Here is a 20454-nt window from a genome sequence, read left to right on the forward strand (position 1 = left end):
GACGGCCACTGGTATTAACTACCACTTTAACTGCTCACCATCGTACGCGTAAAAGTGCCCACTGTTATCCGGTGTAGCAGTGCGAATAATATCGACCAAGTGATGGGCGACATAGCTCGACTCAAACAACTTACCCTCAGGGACATTGGTCTGAAAAGGCTTAGATAGATCTGTGTCTGTTGTGCCCGGGTGCAGAGCCAACACGGTGCCTTTCTTTATGGTGCGTTGCCATTCAATCGACATGGTTTTGATAAACATATTGAGTGCCGCTTTCGATGAACGATAGCTATACCAACCACCTAATCGGTTGTCTGAAATGCTACCTACCTTTGCGGAAACTACAGCAAACTTTGGATTGTCGCTCGTTCTAAGAACCGGTGTGAAGTGCTTTGCCAGTAATAAGCTGGGTAGGGTATTCACCGAAATGTTTTTCAGGAAAAACTCAGGGTCGATAGAAGACAAATTTTTCTCAGGGCCGAGTTCTGGTGTGTGAAGCATACCCACGCAGTTTATCAACCAGTCCAATTTTTCAAACTGTTTGCTGAGTTGCTCAATATCAGCTTCATTGGTTGCATCGACTTTGTGCCAGTTCAAACGACTGTTTTCTAGTTCTGGCTGTTGAGAGTGGTAAGTCGCGTCTACATGCACATCAAGAAAATCAAACCGAGAGAGCTCAGATAATAGGTGTTTAACCACGGCGAAACCGATACCGCCACTCCCACCGACAACTAGTATGTGTAATCTGAGTTGCTCAACCATTATAAATTCTCCAAGTTTGTGATTCGTTGTTCTGCGGTCTCGAGTATCGCTTGTTGGTCTTGTTCATCCATATTGTCCCAAGAGCGATATAACATGCCCATGCGTGGGTTACGGTTTAACGCATCGCGGTGCTGGTTCATAAAGCGCCAGTACAAGCTATTGAAAGGGCAAGATTGCTCTCCGCTGCGTTCTTTAATTTGGTAATGACAGCCTTTGCAGTAGTCACTCATACGGTTGATGTAAGAACCGCTGGCAGAGTATGGTTTGGTTCCGACGATCCCGCCATCCGCAAACAGTGCCATACCTCGCGTATTTGGCATTTCGACCCACTCAATCGCGTCGACGTATATACCAAGGTACCAACTGTCTACTTGGTCGGGGTCTATGCCCGTAATTAAGCAGAAGTTGCCAGTGATCATTAACCTTTGGATGTGATGCGCGTAAGCAAACTCAAGGGACTGGTCAATCGCATGCTTCATGCAATTCATATTGGTTTGTCCGTCCCAAAAATAATGGGGCAGCTTATTGGTTGCTGAATAATGGTTTTTATTGGCGTACGCAGGCATGTTTGCCCAATAAACGGCGCGTATGTACTCTCTCCAACCTAGAATTTGGCGCACGAACCCTTCGACTTGTGCAATATCGATAGTTGCTGCGTTTGGCTTAGAAGGAGCTTGATAAGCTGACAGCGCAGCATCAATCACTTCTTGGGGACTTAGCAGTTTACTGTTCAACGAAAAGGAGAGGCGGCTATGATACAAGCTCCATTTTGAATCGTGTTCTGTCGTCATCGCATCTTGAAACTGACCGAACAGCGGTAAACAGACTTGGCAGAAGTGCGCGAGTAAAGACAAGCTTTGTGCGCGGTTAACTGGCCATAATAATTGGTCGCCAACTTCACCAATGGTTTGAATTTGATGACGCTCGATGCGTTCTAAAATCGCGGAAATGTCGTTGGCAAACATCAGAGGTTGAGGCAGGCTTTCAATGTCTTGTTTCTTGAGTTTCTTTCGATTGTTCGCGTCGTAATTCCATTTGCCGCCAACTGGCTTTCCGTCTTCTAGCAAAATGTCGAAGTGCTTTCTCATTCGGCGATAGAAGTGTTCCATCATGATGTGTTTGTCTTTCGGAAACTGTTGTTCGATTTCTTCGAATGGAAAGAGGAAGTGTTCCGTATCACAACAACCTTTGGTCGCATTAGTGAGCTTTAGCTTGTTCATCTGCTCTAAAAGGCGATATTCATCTGGCCTTTGATATTCGAATTTCTCTGCGCCGAATTCGCGTACGTAGTGTTGCAATAGAGCATCGAGATTTTCAAATTGCGTGGTGTCATCAAGAGTGAGGTGGAGTACCTGATGGCCTTGTTGTTTGAGTTCGTTGGCAAAGTAGCCCATCGCAGAGAAAAAAGCGGCCACCTTTTGGATGTGCGATGCAACGTAGTCAGTCTCTTGCTTAAGTTCGGCAATGATGTAAATGACCTCGTCATCAACCTGTTGGTACCAAGAGTGCTGGATATTGAGTTGGTCGCCTAAGACAAAGCGAACGGTTTTGAAGTTCATAACACATCCTGATTGTTAGTTAAGACAGGTTCTTTGCTGCTCGCATTCCACTTGTTGATAAACGTATGGTCTGGATCGTACATATTCGTTTGCTTACCCAAATCAAAATGTCGTGATTTAGGTTTGGTTTTAGGTTTAGGTTGCTTAGCATCATTTTGCTTATTGGCTTGAGTGTTTACCTGAGAGTTCAGTGCTCCGGCTATATACGCCCAATTGCCCCAGTTTGATGCCACGTCATAGTCGATAAGTTGGCTCTCAAAATAGGCTGCGCCGTGTCGCCAATCGATCCCTAATTCGTAGATCAAGCAGCTGGCTGCTAGTTGTCTTCCTCTGTTCGACATATAACCAGTTGTATTGAGCTGACGCATACACGCATCGACAATCGGGTAGTTGGTATTGCCACTTTTCCATTTAGCGAAATCGCGGTTCGACGTTGCCGAGGAGTTAGGGCTGTAGAGTTCACGGTTTGAAGAATCACCGAACAACGACGAGCCCAGTGATAAGCACTTCCAATAGAAATATTCGCGCCATAACAACTCAAAGTAGATCCAATAGGTCGAATCGTTACTGCCTTGTTCGGCTTCGAACTGTTTCAAATGGCGATAAATCGTTTTAGGCGAAACGCAGCCGAGCGCTAACCACGGCGAGAACTTGGTTGAATTTTCGATGCCGTCAAACGCGTTTCGAGTCTGTTTGTAATTAAGAGCGTAATCATGTGAAAAGTAGTTGTCTAAATGCGCTAGTCCTGCGTCTTCTCCACCCAAATACTCGCTTGTTACTGCGCTTTCATCATTTGGTGAACTGAATAGTGAGATTGCCGATTTTTGTGCTGGTGTCAATGCTGGTGGTAGACGTGAAATAACCGTCTCATCATTAACGTCCAAGTGTTCGACTAGCTTTCTAAACTTGGTAAACGAGCTCGGGACTTTTGATAATTCGAACGGTAGCTCATGTGAGTCAAACAAGGTCGAGTGATGTGGTAAACACATTACTAAGTTAGGGGACTGTCTTTGTATTGAACGAATCAATTGTCGCTCGTCGTAACCACAATGTGCGTTAGCGAAAAAGTGGGTGACGTGTTGTGACACAATGATATGGCTGAGTGTTTTCTCTGCAGTGTCGGGTTCTAAATGATTACTGCGAATCACGACAAGTTGCTGCCCTAGCTTTACTAAATTCGATTCTAAATTGGCTATCGATTGTGAAACAAAAGCCTGGCGATGTGCGCTATAACTTTGCTCTTGCGCTAAATCAGCCGAGAAACGAACCAAAGTGGGTTCGACAATCACGCAAATGAGTTTATCGACGCTCTGCGCAGCGTAATAGAGCAATTGATTGTCGTTGATTCTTAAGTCGTTCGTAAAAAGATAGAGACCAATCTTTTTCATTACTTGCACTCGTGATTTGTTAGTTATTAGACGGTTACGAGTGGATGAACAAACAAGATCACAAATGATTACGTCAAATGGGTAATGGTTGAATTTGGGGAAAGAAGAGGATTGAGGAGGGAATAGAAGCCAACCAATAATACCGATAGAGGTTGGCTAATGAAGCCTGGCTTTATAAGCTCAAACTACTATTTTTTAAGAGCGACAGTCTTTAGGAACCGTGGGTCTCTAGAAGCTCTAGTCCATAGGAACGACGAGTATGTCGACGGGAGAAGAGTCTATCAATTGCTTCGAGTGCGAGATGATCTTATGCCAAAAATCATGATGATGACCACAGAGCATTAGATCAATGTTGTGTGTTTTCACAGCATCTTTGAGTTTGTCATTCAAATCACCCGTACCTACAAAAATATGCTGAACCGGATGTTTAGCGTAAGCCTCAAACTCTCTTAAGTGTTTTATCGCATCATCATTGACAGGTAAGTCACCATTATTTTGTTGAATATCAACGAGTTCTGGGTAGATTTCTCCGTGAGTACCGTCGATATAAACAAACGAAAGTTCAGTTTCTAGTTTGTTCGCGAAGAAGGTTGCTCTATCAATGAGTATTTTCGAGTCATCAGACATTTCAAGTGCGACCAGAATATGTCGGTATTCCATAATTAAAGCCTCTTGTTATTAGTGATGTTACAAGCATAGTTTCTCTCTAAGTAAATGATATCGAAGAGGTCTCATATTGCGTAAAATCATCATTCAAAGATCTTCTAAGTACTCTCGTATTTATATCGCTTTGATTGATAAGAAATTTACAAAAGGTTGTTATAGTGAAGTGAGTTCGATCTTTATGCTTTTTGCTATTAGATAAGCTCGCTAGTCCAACTCGTCAATAACCAAGAGGCATTAATGACAGCATTACTCACCATCCCAACTCGAACATTAGGCTTTGACTACGATATTGAGATCCGCGATTGGTCTCAAAAACTTGTCGGTTTTCACGTATTTGAAGATGGTAGACGACCGCTCGATGGTGGTATTGGCTTGAGCTTAAACCTCGTTGAGCAGTTTGATGTGAATGGTCGTTGGTTAGATTCATTGCCAGCTCGTTATCGTGAGATCACCGATGATTTCCCAGAGTATCAATACCAGATGTTGTGGCTCGCGGCGAATACTTATGAAGCAGCTCAACTGCTTGAATTGAGGCCGGTTATCTTGGCGCTGATTTGCATGAAACACAGTGTCGATAACAAGAAAGCATTGGAACTGAGTCGTTTAGGGCAGAAGAGAATCTTAACCAAACTGGGCTTAGACGGCAGTAAAGCCACACTCAAATTTATCGATAAGCTAGAGCTTCATTACAACGTCGGTGATGAGCTTGACCACATTGTGCGAATTCTCGAACCCCTGCAAAGACGTGTTCTTAAATTCAAGCATTACTCCAAAGTTGGCTACACAGCGCTTCGTTTGGATCAAGTTCATCCATTTCTAACCGGCAGTCGATTGGGCATTGCGATGGTGGAAGAGGGCAGGCTTAATGCGCCTTCAAAAATGGCCATGTTCCAAGATGCGATATTGTTAGGACTAGATTTGGAGATGGATGATCCATTACGCGCCATTACCAGCCAGAACTCATTTGCGATGTTCGAACAGCTTCACGATAGATGGACAGAGCAGCGTCAACTGCGTCGTTTAGAAGGTAACCGCCCAATGGATAAAGACATTCCTTACCCGGTTCCTTTGCTAGGTAACGACAACATTCATCCGCTCACTGATTATTACGACCTTGAACACGAAGGCATAGAGCAGAAGCACTGCATTGGTGTTTATCACAATCGAATCATGAGCGACCGCTATGTGGTATTCCGCATGTTCAAACCTCAGCGTTTAACCATAGGTTTACGTCGTGTCCCGAGCATAGCGTTTCCGTTTGAGATTGACCAAATTTGCGGAAAACGAAATGCACCACCGTCGGAGTCGGCTCGCCAAGTCATCCATGACTGGTTAGAAGCGAGTAAGCAAAAGTACCCTAAGCAATAGCCATGAAGTAGAAGGAATAGCAGGATGTTTCAACAAGGCGATTTATGTCCGCATTGTGGTTTGATTATTATTATGCCAACAGATTTGCAAGCCGAATGCTTAGGGTGTGGCGAAGAAATCAATCAAGACCCTGCAGACGATTATGACGAAGAAGAGTAACTTTACCTACACTGATATAAACCAAGGCTAGGATGGCCAAATTACTCCCTTTCAAAGGACGGAAACATGCAGAAAGTAATCTTTAGAAATTGCGATGAAAGTTCGCCATATTGGAGTGAATTAGAGCGCTTGTTTCAAAGTGAATGGTCGGATTTTAAGTTTAAAGATACCTATAAAGACTGCGTACAACTCCCTCCAGTAATAGTAGTGCTTCGCGATAATGTGGTCATTGGTGGCTTGGCATATTCCCATTTTCAGGAACCTCATCAAGTTCGGGATGTGGTGTGGATTAATGCTGTTTATGTTGATGCTCAATGGTGTGGCCAAGGTATTGCAAGTGAATTGATTAAACGAGCTGTTGAACAAATGCCAGTTTACTATCAATCTCAATCCTCGAAAGATTCAACGTCTAACTTGTACGCCTATACCAATATTGAGCCTTTGTACCTTTCTCTTGGTTGGTCAATCGTCGAGATTGAAACCGAACCCAATCATCACGTCATGAGCGTTTTGTTTTAGGCTGAATATTCGGAAACAGCCTAACAGCCACGAAACTCTCTGCCTTCCTCATCCATCGATTTATGAGCACCTTTTCATAAATGCTTAAACTTCGTTGCGACAAGATCTTGAATCAATTTTAGATTTCATTCTCTAAATTAAACTTCTAACTCTTTAAAATATAGGCATAAATTAGTACGACATGCAGTTTAATCTAAATGAAAATCGTTTGCGTTAGCGTTTTTGCAAGTGTATAAAAGCGTGTCTGTTAATGATTTTATGAATATGTTCGTATTTCATTAATTCTTTAGTGAATGATGTGTTTTAAGGTTGAAGATATGCTCGAAGCAAAGGGACTTGGTTTTAGCGTAGGGGATAAGCAATTGCTCAAGACATTTGATGTGTCGTTTGAGCAAGGAAAAATCTACGCTTTGGTTGGGCATAACGGCTCGGGGAAATCGACCTTATTAAAGTTGTTAGCGAAGCAGCAGCACGCCACTTCAGGCGATATTTTCCTGAAAGATAAAGCGGTCGCTAAATGGTCTGATAAGGACTTCGCACAACAAATTGCTTACTTACCTCAACATTTACCTGCAACCGACAGTTTATCCGGCAAAGACCTGGTGAGCTTTGGTCGCTACCCTTGGCACGGCTTATTGGGTCGACTTTCAAGTAAAGATAAGCAGTATGTTGAAGAGGCGATGCAACTTACCGACACAGCGCAATACGCTGATCGTTTGGTGGATACTTTATCGGGTGGTGAACGCCAACGTGTGTGGCTTGCGATGTTGTTGGCTCAACGCACCAAATACCTTTTGCTCGATGAGCCTTTAGCAGCGCTCGATATCGGCCATCAGATTGAAATGCTGACATTGATTAAGCGTCTGAGTAAAACATTAGAGATTGGCGTGATCATCGTAATTCACGACATCAATATGGCTGCACGTTTCTGCGACCACATTATTGCCTTACATAGTGGCGAGCTATTAGTCGAAGGTGAGGTTGATGAGGTGTTCAAAGAATCGACCTTGAAAGATATCTATGGTGTGCCTATGCACATTACTCAACACTCTGCGGGTTACCCAGTCGCGATGCCTGGTGATTTGGAGCCAGCATGATGCTTAAACAGTCTTTCCAATCAATATTCCATCGCTCGCACGTCACTCGTAATCTTATTTCAAGAGTCGTCATATCGAGCGTACTGGTATTTTCTCCACTTGCGTTAGCCAATCAAGATACATCTGAGTTGAATGATGGCGATCGACCTCGATTAGTTTCCATCGATTGGACTCACACTGAAACGCTTTTGGCGTTGGGCGTTACACCTATTGCTGTCGCGCAAATACCCGATTACAACTCGTGGGTAAAGTCTCCTCAAATTCCCCCAACTGTTGCTGATGTTGGCTTACGAACGCAACCAAACCTTGAACGTATTCATGAGCTCAAACCCGACAAAATATTACTCTCTCCAATGTTTTCAACGTTGGAGACTCAACTAAGCAAAATTGCCCCTGTCACGACCATTGGTTTGTATCGAAGTGGTGATGTCGATTGGTCAGCGTTAGAAACGGTTACTCGAAAGCTAGCAGAGGTCTCTGAGAAACAACCTCAAGCTGAAGTTTTGATTCAGAAAGCGAATGCTGAAATGGATCGTTTAGGATCTCAGCTCCCAAACAATGCGCCTGCAATGTTGATGGTGCAATTCATGGACACCAACCATGTTCGCGTCTTTGGGGACAACAGCCTATACAAAGCTTCAGTAAACAAGATTGGCCTTGAATCAGCATGGACAGGGCAAACCAACGCTTGGGGTTACAGTTTGGTTGGTGTCGATCAACTTATTGGCGTTAAAGGACAAATCGTGATCATTTCTCCAATGCCAGCGGGAACAGAAGAGAGCCTTAAAGCAAATCAGTTTTGGCAATACATTGTGAAAGAGTCGGGCTATCCCGCGTTACAAGTACCAGCGGTGTGGAGCTTCGGCGCGATACCTTCTGCAACACGCTTTGCGCGCTTCATTGTCTCTGAATTGAACCAAGGAGACGTGCTATGAGAGTTCTCTCGTTAGGTGTTATGACTCTTTTATTGGTTTCTACACTGGTGTTAATAGGCCAACACCTATCTGTCTCTCAGTTCGGATTGAGCCGACTTTCTAGCTTGTGGAGTGCTGATTTCACTTCTCCAGACTCAGTGAAACTGCATTTAGCTTGGTGGCCGAGGTTATTCACTACATTGCTATCTGGCGCAGCGTTGGCAGTTGCGGGTGTCTTGATGCAACAGGTGCTCAGAAACCCTTTGGCTTCACCGTCTACGCTAGGTGTCGCGAGTGGTTCGAGCTTTGCACTTATGTTAGCGACGCTTTACGCCCCTTGGCTTTTAGAGTGGTCTTATTCACTGGTGGCACTTGTTGGTGGCGTAACTACGATTGGTTTGGTGTTTGCTTTGTCTTGGCGACGTGCTTTGTCTCCAACCGTAGTGATTGTGTCTGGCTTGGTCGTGAACCTCTATTTTGGTGCTGTGAGCACTGTCTTGCTGATGATGAACCAGGACAAACTGAATGGATTAATGATTTGGGGCGCAGGTTCATTGGTTCAAACCGGATGGGAAGATGTTCAGTACTTGGCTCCGCGCTTAGCGATTGCGACTCTGATGGCGTTTCTGTTCGTAAAACCACTAAGTTTGCTCCAGTTATCAGAGCAGGGCGCTAAGAGCTTAGGTGTTTCGTTACCGAAATTGAGAGTTGGTTGTTTAGGGTTAGCCGTATTGTTGACGGCTTGGGTTGTCAGTGCTGTGGGTGTAATTGGATTCGTTGGCTTAGCGGCCCCCGCATTAGCACGCTTGATGGGTGTGCATCGTTTAGTCCCTAAGTTATTGGTATCTATGGTGTTAGGTGGCTTGTTGTTAAGTCTTACCGATCTGCTGATTCAACAACTACCAGGCATCATGTCGATGTTTATACCGACAGGTGCTGCAACGGCTGCATTGGGTGCTCCATTGTTGCTGTGGTTACTGCCCAAGTTATCAATGAAAAGCCAGTCACAAACGCAAACTGTATTAACGCGTCATAAGGAAGTAGCTTCTCGCTTAAACAAGTATTCAGTGGTATTAGCCAGCTTGTTTATTGTTCTGTCGCTGGTCGTGTTTAGTTTGTTCTCTGTACAAACTGAAGGTTGGCGTTGGTTATTTCAAAATCAAGACTGGGCAATGCTTGAATGGCGTTTACCTCGATTAACGGCAGCGGCATTGGCGGGCGGTATGTTGGCAGTCGCTGGTACGATCGTTCAGCGTTTGAGTGGCAACCCAATGGCTAGTCCAGAAGTGATTGGTATCAGTTCTGGTACGGCATTAGGTTTGATCATCGCAATCTTTGTGGGTTTTGGAAGCAGCATGGTTGGGCTTTATGTCGGTGGCTTTATTGGCGCGGTCTGCACTTTGGGCATCATTGTCTTGCTTAATCAAAAGTCGGGCTTCCAACCGGAAAGAGTATTACTAACAGGCGTTGCGATAACGGCACTGATGAACGCTGTGCAAAGTTTTGTATTGGCAGGTGGCGACCCAAGAAGTTATCAAGTTCTGGCTTGGTTGGCAGGTTCAACGTATTACGTCACCGAGGCAACACTCGTTCCGTTACTGTTATCTTCGGTTGTATTTATCTCGTTAGGTTTCCTCTGTGCGCGATGGTTGGATGTGTTGCCATTAGGGCAGGCGAGTGCGCAATCTCTTGGTATCAATGTATCAAGATCTCGAATTCTATTGTTGGTGCTGGTGGCATGTTTAACCGTAAGCGCAACACTGGTGGTAGGCCCGCTAAGCTTTATTGGTTTGATGGCTCCACACATGGCGAGACTATTTGGTTATAGCCGTGCTAAAGAGCATCTGATCTGTTCTTCGTTAATTGGTATGGCACTGATGTTGTTCTCGGATTGGCTTGGTAGACAGTGGCTTTACCCGCAAGAGATCCCGGCAGGCTTGGTAGCTTCGATGATCGGTGGCATGTATCTGATGTGGGGTTTAAGAAGGTTATAGCTTAGTCGCTTGTAGTCCTTGTAGTCCTTGTAGCCCTTGTCGTTACTTATCGCGACTACTGAACGCTTGTTAACGGATTTCTGTTGAATGAACGGGTTGAGCTTTTAGAGGCCAAGACTAAACAACAAGATTATTGAGCTTGGTTTAAATGGGATTCTCTTTTTCTTTATTGATAATGATAATCACAATAATAATTAATTAAATGGTGTGTATGAAATGGGTTTGATCCTATTGCTGGCTGAAAAACAGAAAAAATCACTTTCCTTCGTGATCTTGTTGAGTATAGCGAGTGCGTTCCTGAGCGTTGGCGTGATTGCGTTTATTCAGCACAAATTACTTGAAAGCAATGGGTCACTTTCCAATACCCTAATTCAGTTTACTTTGCTGTTGATTGGTTTGTTGGTGACAGCTACCGTTGCTCAAGTCGCTCTCCATAAACTGGGTCACAAATTCGTTTATAACAAGCGTTGTGAATTGGTCTCTCAACTATTGAATACCGATATTGAACAAGTCGAGAAGGTTGGAAGTGCGGGGGTACTCGCGTCACTGAACACAGACATTCGCAATATCACTATCGCGTTCGTACATTTGCCAGAGCTGATTTATGGCTTGGTATTGACGGTGGTGGCACTGGTCTACCTGGCTTTTCTGTCTATGCCTCTGTTTGGTGTCAGCGTTTTAATGCTGTCTTTAACCGGTGTCATTGGCTATCTACTTGTTACGCGCATCACTAAACACGTTAAACAAGTTCGTGAGTACGACGACAAGTTGTATCACGATTACCAGTCCTTAATTGATGGACGTAAAGAGCTGTCTTTAAATCCATTCAGAGCCAAGCGTTACTTTGATGAAACCTTTTCAGTCAATGCTGAAGGTTACAGAAATGAAGTAACACAAGCCGATATCCTGAATGGTTTTGCAGCTAACATGGCGAACACCGTGGTATTGGCGTTGATCGGCTTGAACTTTTATCTTGCGACTGGCTTAGGTTGGGCAACATTAGAAGTCGCGTCTACATTCGCATTGGTCGTGTTGTTTATGAGAACACCATTGATGTCTGCAGTAGGTTCAATTCCAACCTTGATTACTGCTAACATTTCGATGAAGAAGTTGTCGTCGTTAGAGTTGAGTACTGATCGAAGCCTGAATCCGAAATCGGCAAAAACCAAAGTATTCAGTTCACTAGAACTCGTGGGGGCTAGTTATCGCTATCGCTCAGATTCTGATGGCGACGCATTCAGCGTAGGTCCAATCGATTTCAAAATAGAACGCGGTGAACACATTTTCATTATTGGTGGTAATGGCAGTGGTAAATCAACCTTTGCTCGTTTGCTTACCGGGCTCTACCGACCGCATCCTGGCCAAGTTTATGTCGATGGTAATGAGATTACTCAAGCGCATTGGCAAGATTATCGCCATCAATTCTCGGCTGTGTTCAGTGATTTTCATCTATTCCATCAAATTGTCGATGGTGAAGGTCAAGACATCGATAGCAAAGATATTGACGAATGGATGGTACGTCTTGAAATGGCACATAAGGTCGATCACTTGCAAGGTAAGTTGAGTGATGTTCGCTATTCACAAGGTCAACGAAAGCGACTGGCACTGATGATGTCAGTACTCGAAAAACGTGGTTGTATTCTGCTGGATGAATGGGCCGCTGATCAGGACCCGCGCTTTAGAAAACTGTTTTACCGCCAGTTACTACCACTGCTTAAACAGCGTGGCGTGACTGTAATCGCGATTACTCATGATGACGCTTATTTTGATGCCGCAGACCGAATTTTTAAAATGGATACCGGCAATCTTATTGAGTTGAGTAAAGGGAATTTGGCTCAAGCACACCAAGCACTAGAAAGTGTAGTCGCTTGAGTTTTTTAGAGCCGAGTTAGGCTCAAATACAAACAATTGATTAATAAAAATCACAGTGATTGTTTGTGTTTTATTGCAATTGGTTCATAGCCGTATTGAAGGAGAAATATATGAATCGGCACTTTATGCGCACCCCAACAGCACTTGCGGTCGCTTTAGTTATAACGTCAGGAATGGTTCAGGCCAACGAAGATGAAACCGTTGTTGTTATTGGACAGCAGCTTGAAGACAGCTCAATAGGTCCAGATTTTAGTTACGTTGGATTAAGTAGTCGTACTGCTACAAAAACTGATGTTGCGATAGGCGAGACACCACGTGCGATCTCGATTGTGACTCGTGAACAGATGGACGACCGAGCGTCAATCAGTATTGCAGATGCACTACAGTACACGCCTAGTATTCAAGCGAACTACTTCGGTGAAGACAACAAGCAAGATTGGTTTGTTATCCGTGGCTTTAAGCAAGCTAACAGTGGTTTGTATCAAGATGGTACGCGTTTGTATTCATCGGGTTTTTACAGCTGGCAAATCGACCCGTTTGGCTTGGAACGAGTAGAAATCTTGCGTGGTCCAGGATCAGCGCTATACGGTCAAACCCCTCCGGGTGGTGTTATTAACGTAATCAGTAAGCGTCCACAGTTTGATGGTGGCTCGGGTCAGTTTGCTATCGAATACGGTACTGATGATCGCAAGCAAATTAGTTTAGATGTGAACTCTGAAGTTAACGATAAAATGGCGTTTCGCTTGCAAGCACTTGGTCGTAAAAATGGCAGCCGTGTCGATGGTGTAGAGGCTGAACGCATTTTTATCGCTCCTTCTCTGGCTTATAAATTCACAGACGACACAAAAATCACACTGCTAACTAGCTACCAGAAAGATGATTCCGACCCGTACCTCCAGTTCCTACCAATGGAAGGAACGTTAACGTCGAATCCAAATGGCACTATTAGTGACAGCACTGCGTTAGGTAATACGGATTGGGAAACGTTTGAGCGTGAACAAATCTCAGTAGGTTACGAATTTGAACATCATTTCAATGATCGTACTTATTTCATGCAAAACACACGCTACAGCCAAATGGACATCAACTTACGTCAAATGTATTACTCGCAGTATGTTGGTGATACGGCTCTAGCACCTTACGATCCAACACGTTCTTCTATTATCCGCCAAGCATCAACTGAAGAAGGAACATCCGACGCATTTAACATCGATAATCGTTTGATCCATAAATTTACGACAGGTTCAGTCGAGCACACCTTGCTGACTGGTATTGATTACCAGAGCATCGATATTGATAGTAAAGATTACGCTGCTGATCCAATCATTGGTGACGGAAACAGTCTTTTGCCTGTGCCGGGTGTAGGAAATATACCGAACCCAATCTTTAACGTGTTTGACCCGTCATACAGCACAAATGTAGCTTTGTTGAATCCAACAACGTTTGCGCCACTTGATGAATCAGATCGTCAAACCACTAAAACGAAAAATAATCAATTAGGCCTTTATTTACAAGACCAAATGATGATTGCGGATAAGTGGGCGGTACAAATCGGTGTTCGTTACGATGATTCCCAAAACAAGACACATAACACGACTACTGGTGCTAAAACGAAGGTTGATAACGAAGAGTGGACAACCAACTTCGGTGTTGCTTACCTGATGGATAGTGGCTTTACACCTTATGCGAGCTATGCTCAGTCGTTTAACCCAATCATTCAGCTTGATCAAAATGGTGACCCAGCGAAACCAGAACGTGGCGAGCAATACGAAGTCGGTTTGAAATACCAACCGCGTAGCTTCGACGGTTACTTCAACATTGCCGCATTCGAAGTGTCGAAAGAAAACTTAGCGCGTCAAGTTGCCGGTCAACTAACACAAATTGGTGAAGTTCGTAACCGCGGTCTTGAGTTAGAAGCTGTCGCAAACGTAACTGAAGCATTAACCTTGATTGGTAACGTTTCATTCATCGATTCCGAAATAACTAAAGATGCGACAAGCAGCAATGTAGGCAATACGCCGTCACAAATTGCTGACCAATTGGCTTCAGCTTGGGCGAACTACCATTTCCTAAATGGTCCACTAGATGGCTTAACTATTGGTGCGGGTGCTCGTTATGTTGGTGATTCTTACGCTGACAATACCGAGACAAACAAAGTGTCTTCTTACACGCTGTTTGACGCAACATTGAGCTACCGTATTGAAGATTATAAGTTCCAAGTTGCAGCGAAGAACTTAGCAGACAAAGAGTACGTCGCGACGTGTGATTACTACTGCTTTTACGGTGATCGCCGTAACGTGATTGCGAGCGTAACTTATGACTGGTAACGTAACTTTATAATCAGTGATTACTCGTTTATGAGCACTCAGTCCAACGGGCTGGGTGCTTTTTTTATATTAGGGTAATCATTCTTAGCTTCGCTAGAAATGTTGAAATCTGTGAAAGTTTTGTTTTGAAATGCTGCAACTACCGCCTTTAAATCAAACAACTCGCTGTTGATTAAAACGATCACTACGATTTATTGCAGCAGTTGTTGAGCACAAAGCCTATATTGACTAGAATGGCGCACTTTTTTTATTTACGTACATACAGGTAATGAACATGAGCGATACTAATTCAAAACCAGCTTTACCAGATCATCTAGCAGGTAACCCACGCAGCCCACACCACGTGGCTGAGTGTTTCGAATACCCAATCGGCATTCGTCTAAATGGTAAAGAGCGTACTGATGTTGAAGAATACTGCATCAGCGAAGGTTGGGTTAAGATCCCTTCTCCAAAAGCGCTAGACCGCCGTGGTCAGCCAATGCTTATTACTCTAAAAGGCTCTGTAGAAGCTTTTTACATCGAAGAATAATCGCTTTGTGTGACGAGCTAATGCTTCGTGTAGTTAGCAAATGTTTTGTCTAATTAGCCAACATAAAGTCACTAAGAGTTATTACTTGAAAGGGTCTAGAGAAATCTAGGCCCTTTTTGTTTGCATTAATGCTGGCGAACTTGTTTAACCAATAACCAATAACCACCTCCATAACTCCACAAAGCTTATCGAACTTGTCGACGTCTACTATGCATACGTAGGAATAATGCGTTTACTGCTGGTTGATTTATGTTCGCTCGCTCGTTTTGGGTTGATTCATATTCGAAATCACTGCTGATAAATTAACCCATCAAAAACAAAAATATGAAGCGTAGTCTAATTAAATGAAACTAAAGTGCTGTATTTAAGGTTATTTATTGTTAATGGCTATCTCTATCACAGAAAATAATCCTGAAGCACATACAATGCCCTGACTTTCGAATGAGCGCCTAATTTTTTCGTTCGAGCATTTTTATTTCTATCGCCCAATACACATGAGGTTCCTATGTTTGGAATATTCAAACCTATGGCGCATATCGATCGCTTATCTACCGATAAGATCGATAGCACCTACACACGATTACGATGGCAGCTTTTTCTCGGCATCTTTGTTGGTTATGCGGGGTACTATTTAGTCCGCAAAAACTTCAGTTTGGCGATGCCATATCTTATTGAACAAGGATACAGTCGCGGAGAACTCGGGGTTGCATTAGCGGCGGTATCTATCGCTTACGGCTTATCTAAGTTCCTAATGGGCAGTGTTTCTGACCGTTCTAACCCTCGTTATTTCCTCAGTGGCGGCTTGTTAATGTCGGCATTGGTCATGTTCTGCTTTGGTTTCATGCCATGGGCGACAGGCAGCATCACTGCGATGTTTATCCTGCTGTTCTTGAATGGTTGGTTTCAAGGCATGGGCTGGCCAGCTTGTGGGCGAACCATGGTTCACTGGTGGTCGCGTAAAGAACGTGGCGAGATAGTGTCGGTATGGAACGTTGCTCACAACGTGGGTGGTGGTTTGATTGGACCAATGTTCTTATTGGGTCTTTGGGCTTTTAATGACGACTGGCGAACCGCTTTTTATGTTCCTGCATTTTTTGCCACGCTCGTTGCTATTTTTGTTTGGTTCACCGTAAGAGATACGCCTCAATCTTGTGGCTTACCGCCGATTGAAGAACACAAAGACGATTACCCAGACGACTACGATACGTCTCATGAGAAAGAAATGACGGCGAAAGAGATCTTCTTTAAGTACGTTTTCTCTAACAAGTTGTTGTGGTCAATCGCGATTGCTAATGCGTTTGTTTACCTTATCCGTTATGGCGTGCTTGATTGGGCTCCGGTCTACTTGAAAGAAGCAAAAGACTTCTCAGTAGATAAATCTTCTTGGGCTTACTTCTTGTATGAGTGGGCGGGTATTCCTGGAACGCTACTGTGTGGTTGGATTTCAGATAAGTTGTTTAAGGGCCGACGCGCACCAGCAGGGATCCTGTTCATGGTTCTTGTGACTGTCGCTGTATTAGTGTACTGGCTAAATCCGGCAGGTAACCCAACGGTTGATATGCTGGCACTTATCGCGATTGGTTTCCTTATCTACGGACCAGTAATGCTAATTGGCTTGTATGCACTTGAACTTGCACCTAAGAAAGCGGCAGGTACGGCTGCAGGTCTTACTGGCTTGTTTGGTTACTTAGGTGGCGCAGTTGCTGCCAATGCCGTGCTTGGTTTCATGGTTGACCATTACGGCTGGGATGGCGGCTTCATTATCTTGGTCGGTGCTTGTGTTGCTTCAATAATTTGTCTGCTTTACGCCTTCTTAGGAGAGCGTGAACACCACAAACAAAAAGAACGCGAACAACAGAAAGAAGCATTAACTCAGTAGTTCATTCACTGGACAACGTCATACTAATAAACAACAGAGGCAGGTATATCCTGCTTCTGTTTTATCAAGGAAACAATAATGAAAACAACGCCACTGTCTCTGACTTTATTAGCACTTAGCTTATCTGCCAATGCGTTCGCCGACCCTTTAGTGATAGCGCATCGCGGTGCTTCTGGTTATTTACCTGAGCATACATTGCCGGCTAAAGCACTCGCTTACGCAATGAAACCCGACTACATCGAACAAGATGTCGTGATGACCAAAGACGACCAACTGGTGGTATTGCATGATCACTATTTAGATCGCGTCACCGATGTTGCTGACCGCTTTCCAGATCGCGCACGAGCTGATGGCCGCTATTACGCGATTGACTTTACGCTTGCTGAGATCAAATCATTAAAAGTGACAGAAGGTTTTAACCTAGATGAGCAAGGCAACAGAGTGGCAGGGTACCCAACACGTTTCCCTATGTGGCAGTCAGATTTTCGCGTTGCTACTTTTGCGGAAGAAATTGAACTGATTCAAGGCTTAAACAAAACGCTGGGTTATGACGTAGGCATTTATCCTGAAATCAAAGCGCCTTGGTTCCATCGTCATGAAGGCAAAGATATCTCGAAAGCGGTGCTTGCCACCTTGCAGCAATATGGTTATCTATCAAAAGACGACAAAGTATATCTACAGTGTTTTGATGCCAATGAGCTGCAACGTATTAACGATGAATTAATGCCTGCGATGGAAATGGATCTTAAGCTTGTTCAGCTGATGGCCTATACAGATTGGAACGAAACCATGACTTACAAGGGCGATAAAGCGACGCCGTACAGTTATGATTGGATGTTTGAGAAAGGCGGCATGGCAAAAGTCGCGAGCTACGCTGATGGCATTGGCCCTTGGAAACCTATGCTGGTGGATGATGCATCGACCAAAGATAACATCATTATTAAACCATTGATGAAGTCAGCAAAAGACGCTGGCTTAGACGTTCACCCGTACACGTTCCGTGCTGACCCAGGAAGAATCCCAGCTTATGCTGATAACTTTGATGGCATGTTGGATGTCTTTTACAACCAAGTCAAAGTCGATGGTGTGTTTACCGATTTCCCAGATAAAGCGGTCGACTTCTTAAACCGTTAATTTCCTGCTTAGATACTAGTAACGAAATACGAAGAGCTAAAAGCACTGTCTTAAGGCGCTTTTAGCTCTTCATGCATTAGTCTTAAAATCCTACCCATATTCTTCTTTCTCAACCCACATTTTGATATTCACTCAGTTTACAGCCATAACGCGGCTTGATAGGTTACTTCCAGTGCAGTCAAATGCTTAATCTATAGTATTTATCGACTCGACCTTATATTGAATTTGGAAAGATCATGGAAGAAAGAAGCAAAGCTTATCTCGATAGCTACCTCAATACATTGTCAGCAGACGTTGCTTCGCAATATACCTCCTTTAGTGCTGATTATTACTGTGCTGATGAATACAACGCCAACCTCTGCGCTCAGTTGATTTTAAAAGGTGAAAAACAGGCGTCCAGCGGCCTTGAACACTGGTATACCCATGAAGGCGAGACGAGACCCATCGTTGGTCACTTGCAAGTCGTCACCGATTGGGATGGTGAGCCCGTCTGTATTGTTGAGATCACGTCGGTGTCGTCGTGCAAATACAACGAAGTGAGTGCGGAGTTTGCTGCTGCAGAAGGCGAGGGTGACAAAACACTAGAATGGTGGAGAAAAGCTCACTGGAACTTCTTCTCTCGTGAATGTGAAGAGCTCAAGATCTCACCAAGTGAAGACATGTTACTTATGTTGGAGCGTTTCAAAGTGGTTTATCAACAGTGAAGCCCCAGCGAGTGCCGTGTTGAATCTCGATACATGGCACTTTGATCTTCATTTGACCAATACAAGATAACTAACAATCACAAGGAGAGTGATGTGAAAATAGCGATATTGGATGACTACCAGAACGTCGTTAAAGACCTCGATTGCTTCAACAAACTCGAACAACACGATGTCACGGTATTTACCGAGACTTACTCGAAGCAAGATCTCGTCGCTAAGTTGGTCTCGTTTGAAGCCATTGTGCTTATTCGTGAAAGAACCGAGATCACCGAATCTCTGTTATCACAACTCCCTAACCTCAAACTGATTAGCCAGACGGGCAAAGTGAGTAACCATATCGACTCGCAAATGTGCGAACGATTTGGTGTTACCGTTTTAGAAGGTCGAGGCTCGCCTGTTGCGCCTTCCGAGCTATGCTGGGCGCTGATTATGGCTGCATCGCGCCACATTCCTACTTACGCGTCAAACCTTAAGCAAAACCAGTGGCAAGATTCTGGCTCGTTAGGGTTAGGTCGAACTTTGAAGGGCTTGAAGCTTGGTATTTGGGGCTACGGCAAGATCGGCAAATGCATTGCACATTATGCCCAAGCATTTGGGATGTCTGTCGTAGTGTGGGGCAGCCAAGCTTCACGCGATCAAGCACAAGCAGATGGCTTCGAAGCAACAGCAACCAAACAAGACTTCTTTCGAGAAGTTGATGTTCTTTCTTTGCATTTGCGTTTGAATGATGTCACCAGAGGATGTGTTACGGCACACGACCTTAGCTTGATGAAACCGAACTCACTGTTTGTGAACATCAGCCGTGCCGAGTTAGTCGAACCGATGGCCTTGTATCATGAACTACGCGAGGTACCGACCAAAACTGCCGCTATTGATGTGTTCGATTGTGAGCCCCTAACAACAGACGCCGAACCGCTACTGTCCTTACCAAACGTCACTGCGACACCACATTTAGGCTATGTTGAACAAAATAGCTACGAACTCAACTTCGATATCGCTTTCGACAACATTCTGTCCTATCAAAGAGATCGCATGTAACGATAGAATCTGCCCAAAGCAATAAAAAGGTAGAGAAGCATGAGCTTAACAATCAGAGAAGTAACAGTAGAAGATGCACAAGGCATTATTGATGTCTTGAATCCAATCATTATCGAAGCGCGTTATACGATCTTGGATCAGACTTTTACTGTTGATGAAGAAAAGGCATTCATTGAGTCGTTCCCTGCGCGTGGTGTGTTTAGCGTTGCAGTTAACGAAGCTACGAGTCAGTTACTTGGCTTCCAGAATGTCGAACCATTTGCTACTTATACTAAAGCCTTTGACCATGTTGGTATCATTGGAACCTATGTTGATGCCAATAGCCGTGGGCAGGGCGTCGCCAAGCAGTTGTTTGATTACACATTCAAATCAGCGAAAGCCAAAGGTTATGAAAAGCTGTTCGCCTATGTAAGAGCAGACAACGAGCGCGCGTTAGCGGTATACCTTAAGCAAGGTTTTGAAATCGTCGGAACGGCTAAGAAACACGGTAAGATTGGTGACCAATACTTTGACGAGATCCTGATCGAGAAGTTTTTATAGGCTCGCTT

The 20454-nt window shown here is 44.2% G+C and carries 18 protein-coding genes; 14 read left to right on the top strand and 4 right to left on the bottom strand.

Translation table 11 applies throughout. The features are described 5' to 3' along the window. Window positions 1-18 precede the first annotated feature (18 nt). The 4 genes from OCU90_RS08090 to OCU90_RS08105 form a co-directional block, all read right to left on the bottom strand. A complete protein-coding gene (locus OCU90_RS08090; RefSeq protein ID WP_061024805.1) occupies window positions 19-759 on the bottom strand; it encodes an SDR family oxidoreductase in 741 nt (246 codons plus the stop codon). Next, the gene (locus OCU90_RS08095) at window positions 759-2318 is read right to left on the bottom strand and encodes a cryptochrome/photolyase family protein (protein WP_061024802.1); all 1560 of its coding nucleotides are present in this window, start codon (window positions 2316-2318) and stop codon (window positions 759-761) included. Before OCU90_RS08095 ends, OCU90_RS08090 begins: the two co-directional genes overlap by 1 nt. Next, a complete protein-coding gene (locus tag OCU90_RS08100) occupies window positions 2315-3706 on the bottom strand; it encodes a DASH family cryptochrome (RefSeq protein ID WP_061024800.1) in 1392 nt (463 codons plus the stop codon). The genes OCU90_RS08095 and OCU90_RS08100 overlap by 4 nt, the downstream gene beginning before the upstream one ends. 237 nt (window positions 3707-3943) lie before the next feature. Continuing rightward, complete coding sequence (locus tag OCU90_RS08105; RefSeq protein ID WP_017083567.1) at window positions 3944-4366, bottom strand: universal stress protein; 423 nt, start codon at window positions 4364-4366, stop codon at window positions 3944-3946. Window positions 4367-4609: 243 nt separating this feature from the next. Here OCU90_RS08105 and OCU90_RS08110 point away from each other — a divergent pair, with 243 nt between their 5' ends. The 14 genes from OCU90_RS08110 to OCU90_RS08175 all read left to right on the top strand — a co-directional run bounded on the left by OCU90_RS08110 (window position 4610) and on the right by OCU90_RS08175 (window position 20446). After that, window positions 4610-5740 carry a PcfJ domain-containing protein gene (locus tag OCU90_RS08110; RefSeq protein ID WP_061024798.1) on the top strand — a complete coding sequence of 377 codons (1131 nt, stop codon included), beginning with the start codon at window positions 4610-4612 and terminating at the stop codon, window positions 5738-5740. Between the two features lie 24 nt (window positions 5741-5764). Beyond that, a complete protein-coding gene (locus tag OCU90_RS08115) occupies window positions 5765-5899 on the top strand; it encodes a hypothetical protein (protein ID WP_017078071.1) in 135 nt (44 codons plus the stop codon). Window positions 5900-5965: 66 nt separating this feature from the next. Next, the gene (locus OCU90_RS08120; RefSeq protein ID WP_061024796.1) at window positions 5966-6418 is read left to right on the top strand and encodes a GNAT family N-acetyltransferase; all 453 of its coding nucleotides are present in this window, start codon (window positions 5966-5968) and stop codon (window positions 6416-6418) included. 317 nt (window positions 6419-6735) lie between these two features. Further along, window positions 6736-7515: an ABC transporter ATP-binding protein gene (locus tag OCU90_RS08125; RefSeq protein WP_061024794.1), complete on the top strand. Its 780-nt coding sequence runs from the start codon at window positions 6736-6738 to the stop codon at window positions 7513-7515. Then, window positions 7512-8450 carry an ABC transporter substrate-binding protein gene (locus tag OCU90_RS08130; RefSeq protein WP_017094386.1) on the top strand — a complete coding sequence of 313 codons (939 nt, stop codon included), beginning with the start codon at window positions 7512-7514 and terminating at the stop codon, window positions 8448-8450. Before OCU90_RS08125 ends, OCU90_RS08130 begins: the two co-directional genes overlap by 4 nt. After that, a complete protein-coding gene (gene fhuB / locus OCU90_RS08135; RefSeq protein ID WP_061024792.1) occupies window positions 8447-10423 on the top strand; it encodes a Fe(3+)-hydroxamate ABC transporter permease FhuB in 1977 nt (658 codons plus the stop codon). Before OCU90_RS08130 ends, fhuB begins: the two co-directional genes overlap by 4 nt. A gap of 216 nt (window positions 10424-10639) precedes the next feature. Beyond that, the gene (locus tag OCU90_RS08140; protein WP_061024789.1) at window positions 10640-12295 is read left to right on the top strand and encodes a multidrug ABC transporter permease/ATP-binding protein; all 1656 of its coding nucleotides are present in this window, start codon (window positions 10640-10642) and stop codon (window positions 12293-12295) included. Between the two features lie 125 nt (window positions 12296-12420). Further along, the gene (locus OCU90_RS08145; protein ID WP_061024787.1) at window positions 12421-14622 is read left to right on the top strand and encodes a TonB-dependent siderophore receptor; all 2202 of its coding nucleotides are present in this window, start codon (window positions 12421-12423) and stop codon (window positions 14620-14622) included. A 274-nt stretch (window positions 14623-14896) separates the two neighbouring features. After that, complete coding sequence (locus tag OCU90_RS08150; RefSeq protein WP_004733911.1) at window positions 14897-15151, top strand: DUF3297 family protein; 255 nt, start codon at window positions 14897-14899, stop codon at window positions 15149-15151. 505 nt (window positions 15152-15656) lie between these two features. Next, window positions 15657-17030, top strand: coding sequence for a glycerol-3-phosphate transporter (gene glpT / locus OCU90_RS08155; RefSeq protein WP_061024785.1), 1374 nt, complete (start codon window positions 15657-15659; stop codon window positions 17028-17030). A 78-nt stretch (window positions 17031-17108) separates the two neighbouring features. Next, window positions 17109-18164: a glycerophosphodiester phosphodiesterase gene (gene glpQ / locus OCU90_RS08160; RefSeq protein WP_061024783.1), complete on the top strand. Its 1056-nt coding sequence runs from the start codon at window positions 17109-17111 to the stop codon at window positions 18162-18164. A gap of 236 nt (window positions 18165-18400) precedes the next feature. After that, window positions 18401-18868, top strand: a complete 468-nt coding sequence (locus OCU90_RS08165) for an ASCH domain-containing protein (RefSeq protein ID WP_061024781.1) — start codon at window positions 18401-18403, stop codon at window positions 18866-18868. Window positions 18869-18961: 93 nt separating this feature from the next. Then, on the top strand, window positions 18962-19906 hold the full coding sequence (locus tag OCU90_RS08170; protein WP_061024779.1) for a D-2-hydroxyacid dehydrogenase family protein: 945 nt from the start codon (window positions 18962-18964) through the stop codon (window positions 19904-19906). A 39-nt stretch (window positions 19907-19945) separates the two neighbouring features. Continuing rightward, window positions 19946-20446, top strand: coding sequence for a GNAT family N-acetyltransferase (locus tag OCU90_RS08175; protein ID WP_061024777.1), 501 nt, complete (start codon window positions 19946-19948; stop codon window positions 20444-20446). The last annotated feature ends 8 nt before the right edge of the window (window positions 20447-20454 follow it).

Source organism: Vibrio splendidus (genome assembly GCF_024347615.1).
Taxonomy (GTDB): domain Bacteria; phylum Pseudomonadota; class Gammaproteobacteria; order Enterobacterales; family Vibrionaceae; genus Vibrio; species Vibrio splendidus.

Bases quoted from the DNA above. Each gene is read 5' to 3' on its own strand.
- OCU90_RS08090 (WP_061024805.1), bottom strand. From the start codon at position 759: ATGGTTGAGCAACTCAGATTACACATACTAGTTGTCGGTGGGAGTGGC.
- OCU90_RS08095 (WP_061024802.1), bottom strand. From the start codon at position 2,318: ATGAACTTCAAAACCGTTCGCTTTGTCTTAGGCGACCAACTCAATATC.
- OCU90_RS08150 (WP_004733911.1), top strand. From the start codon at position 14,897: ATGAGCGATACTAATTCAAAACCAGCTTTACCAGATCATCTAGCAGGT.
- OCU90_RS08100 (WP_061024800.1), bottom strand. From the start codon at position 3,706: ATGAAAAAGATTGGTCTCTATCTTTTTACGAACGACTTAAGAATCAAC.
- OCU90_RS08125 (WP_061024794.1), top strand. From the start codon at position 6,736: ATGCTCGAAGCAAAGGGACTTGGTTTTAGCGTAGGGGATAAGCAATTG.
- glpQ (WP_061024783.1), top strand. From the start codon at position 17,109: ATGAAAACAACGCCACTGTCTCTGACTTTATTAGCACTTAGCTTATCT.
- OCU90_RS08120 (WP_061024796.1), top strand. From the start codon at position 5,966: ATGCAGAAAGTAATCTTTAGAAATTGCGATGAAAGTTCGCCATATTGG.
- glpT (WP_061024785.1), top strand. From the start codon at position 15,657: ATGTTTGGAATATTCAAACCTATGGCGCATATCGATCGCTTATCTACC.
- OCU90_RS08165 (WP_061024781.1), top strand. From the start codon at position 18,401: ATGGAAGAAAGAAGCAAAGCTTATCTCGATAGCTACCTCAATACATTG.
- OCU90_RS08175 (WP_061024777.1), top strand. From the start codon at position 19,946: ATGAGCTTAACAATCAGAGAAGTAACAGTAGAAGATGCACAAGGCATT.
- OCU90_RS08145 (WP_061024787.1), top strand. From the start codon at position 12,421: ATGCGCACCCCAACAGCACTTGCGGTCGCTTTAGTTATAACGTCAGGA.
- OCU90_RS08110 (WP_061024798.1), top strand. From the start codon at position 4,610: ATGACAGCATTACTCACCATCCCAACTCGAACATTAGGCTTTGACTAC.
- fhuB (WP_061024792.1), top strand. From the start codon at position 8,447: ATGAGAGTTCTCTCGTTAGGTGTTATGACTCTTTTATTGGTTTCTACA.
- OCU90_RS08115 (WP_017078071.1), top strand. From the start codon at position 5,765: ATGTTTCAACAAGGCGATTTATGTCCGCATTGTGGTTTGATTATTATT.
- OCU90_RS08140 (WP_061024789.1), top strand. From the start codon at position 10,640: ATGGGTTTGATCCTATTGCTGGCTGAAAAACAGAAAAAATCACTTTCC.
- OCU90_RS08130 (WP_017094386.1), top strand. From the start codon at position 7,512: ATGATGCTTAAACAGTCTTTCCAATCAATATTCCATCGCTCGCACGTC.
- OCU90_RS08105 (WP_017083567.1), bottom strand. From the start codon at position 4,366: ATGGAATACCGACATATTCTGGTCGCACTTGAAATGTCTGATGACTCG.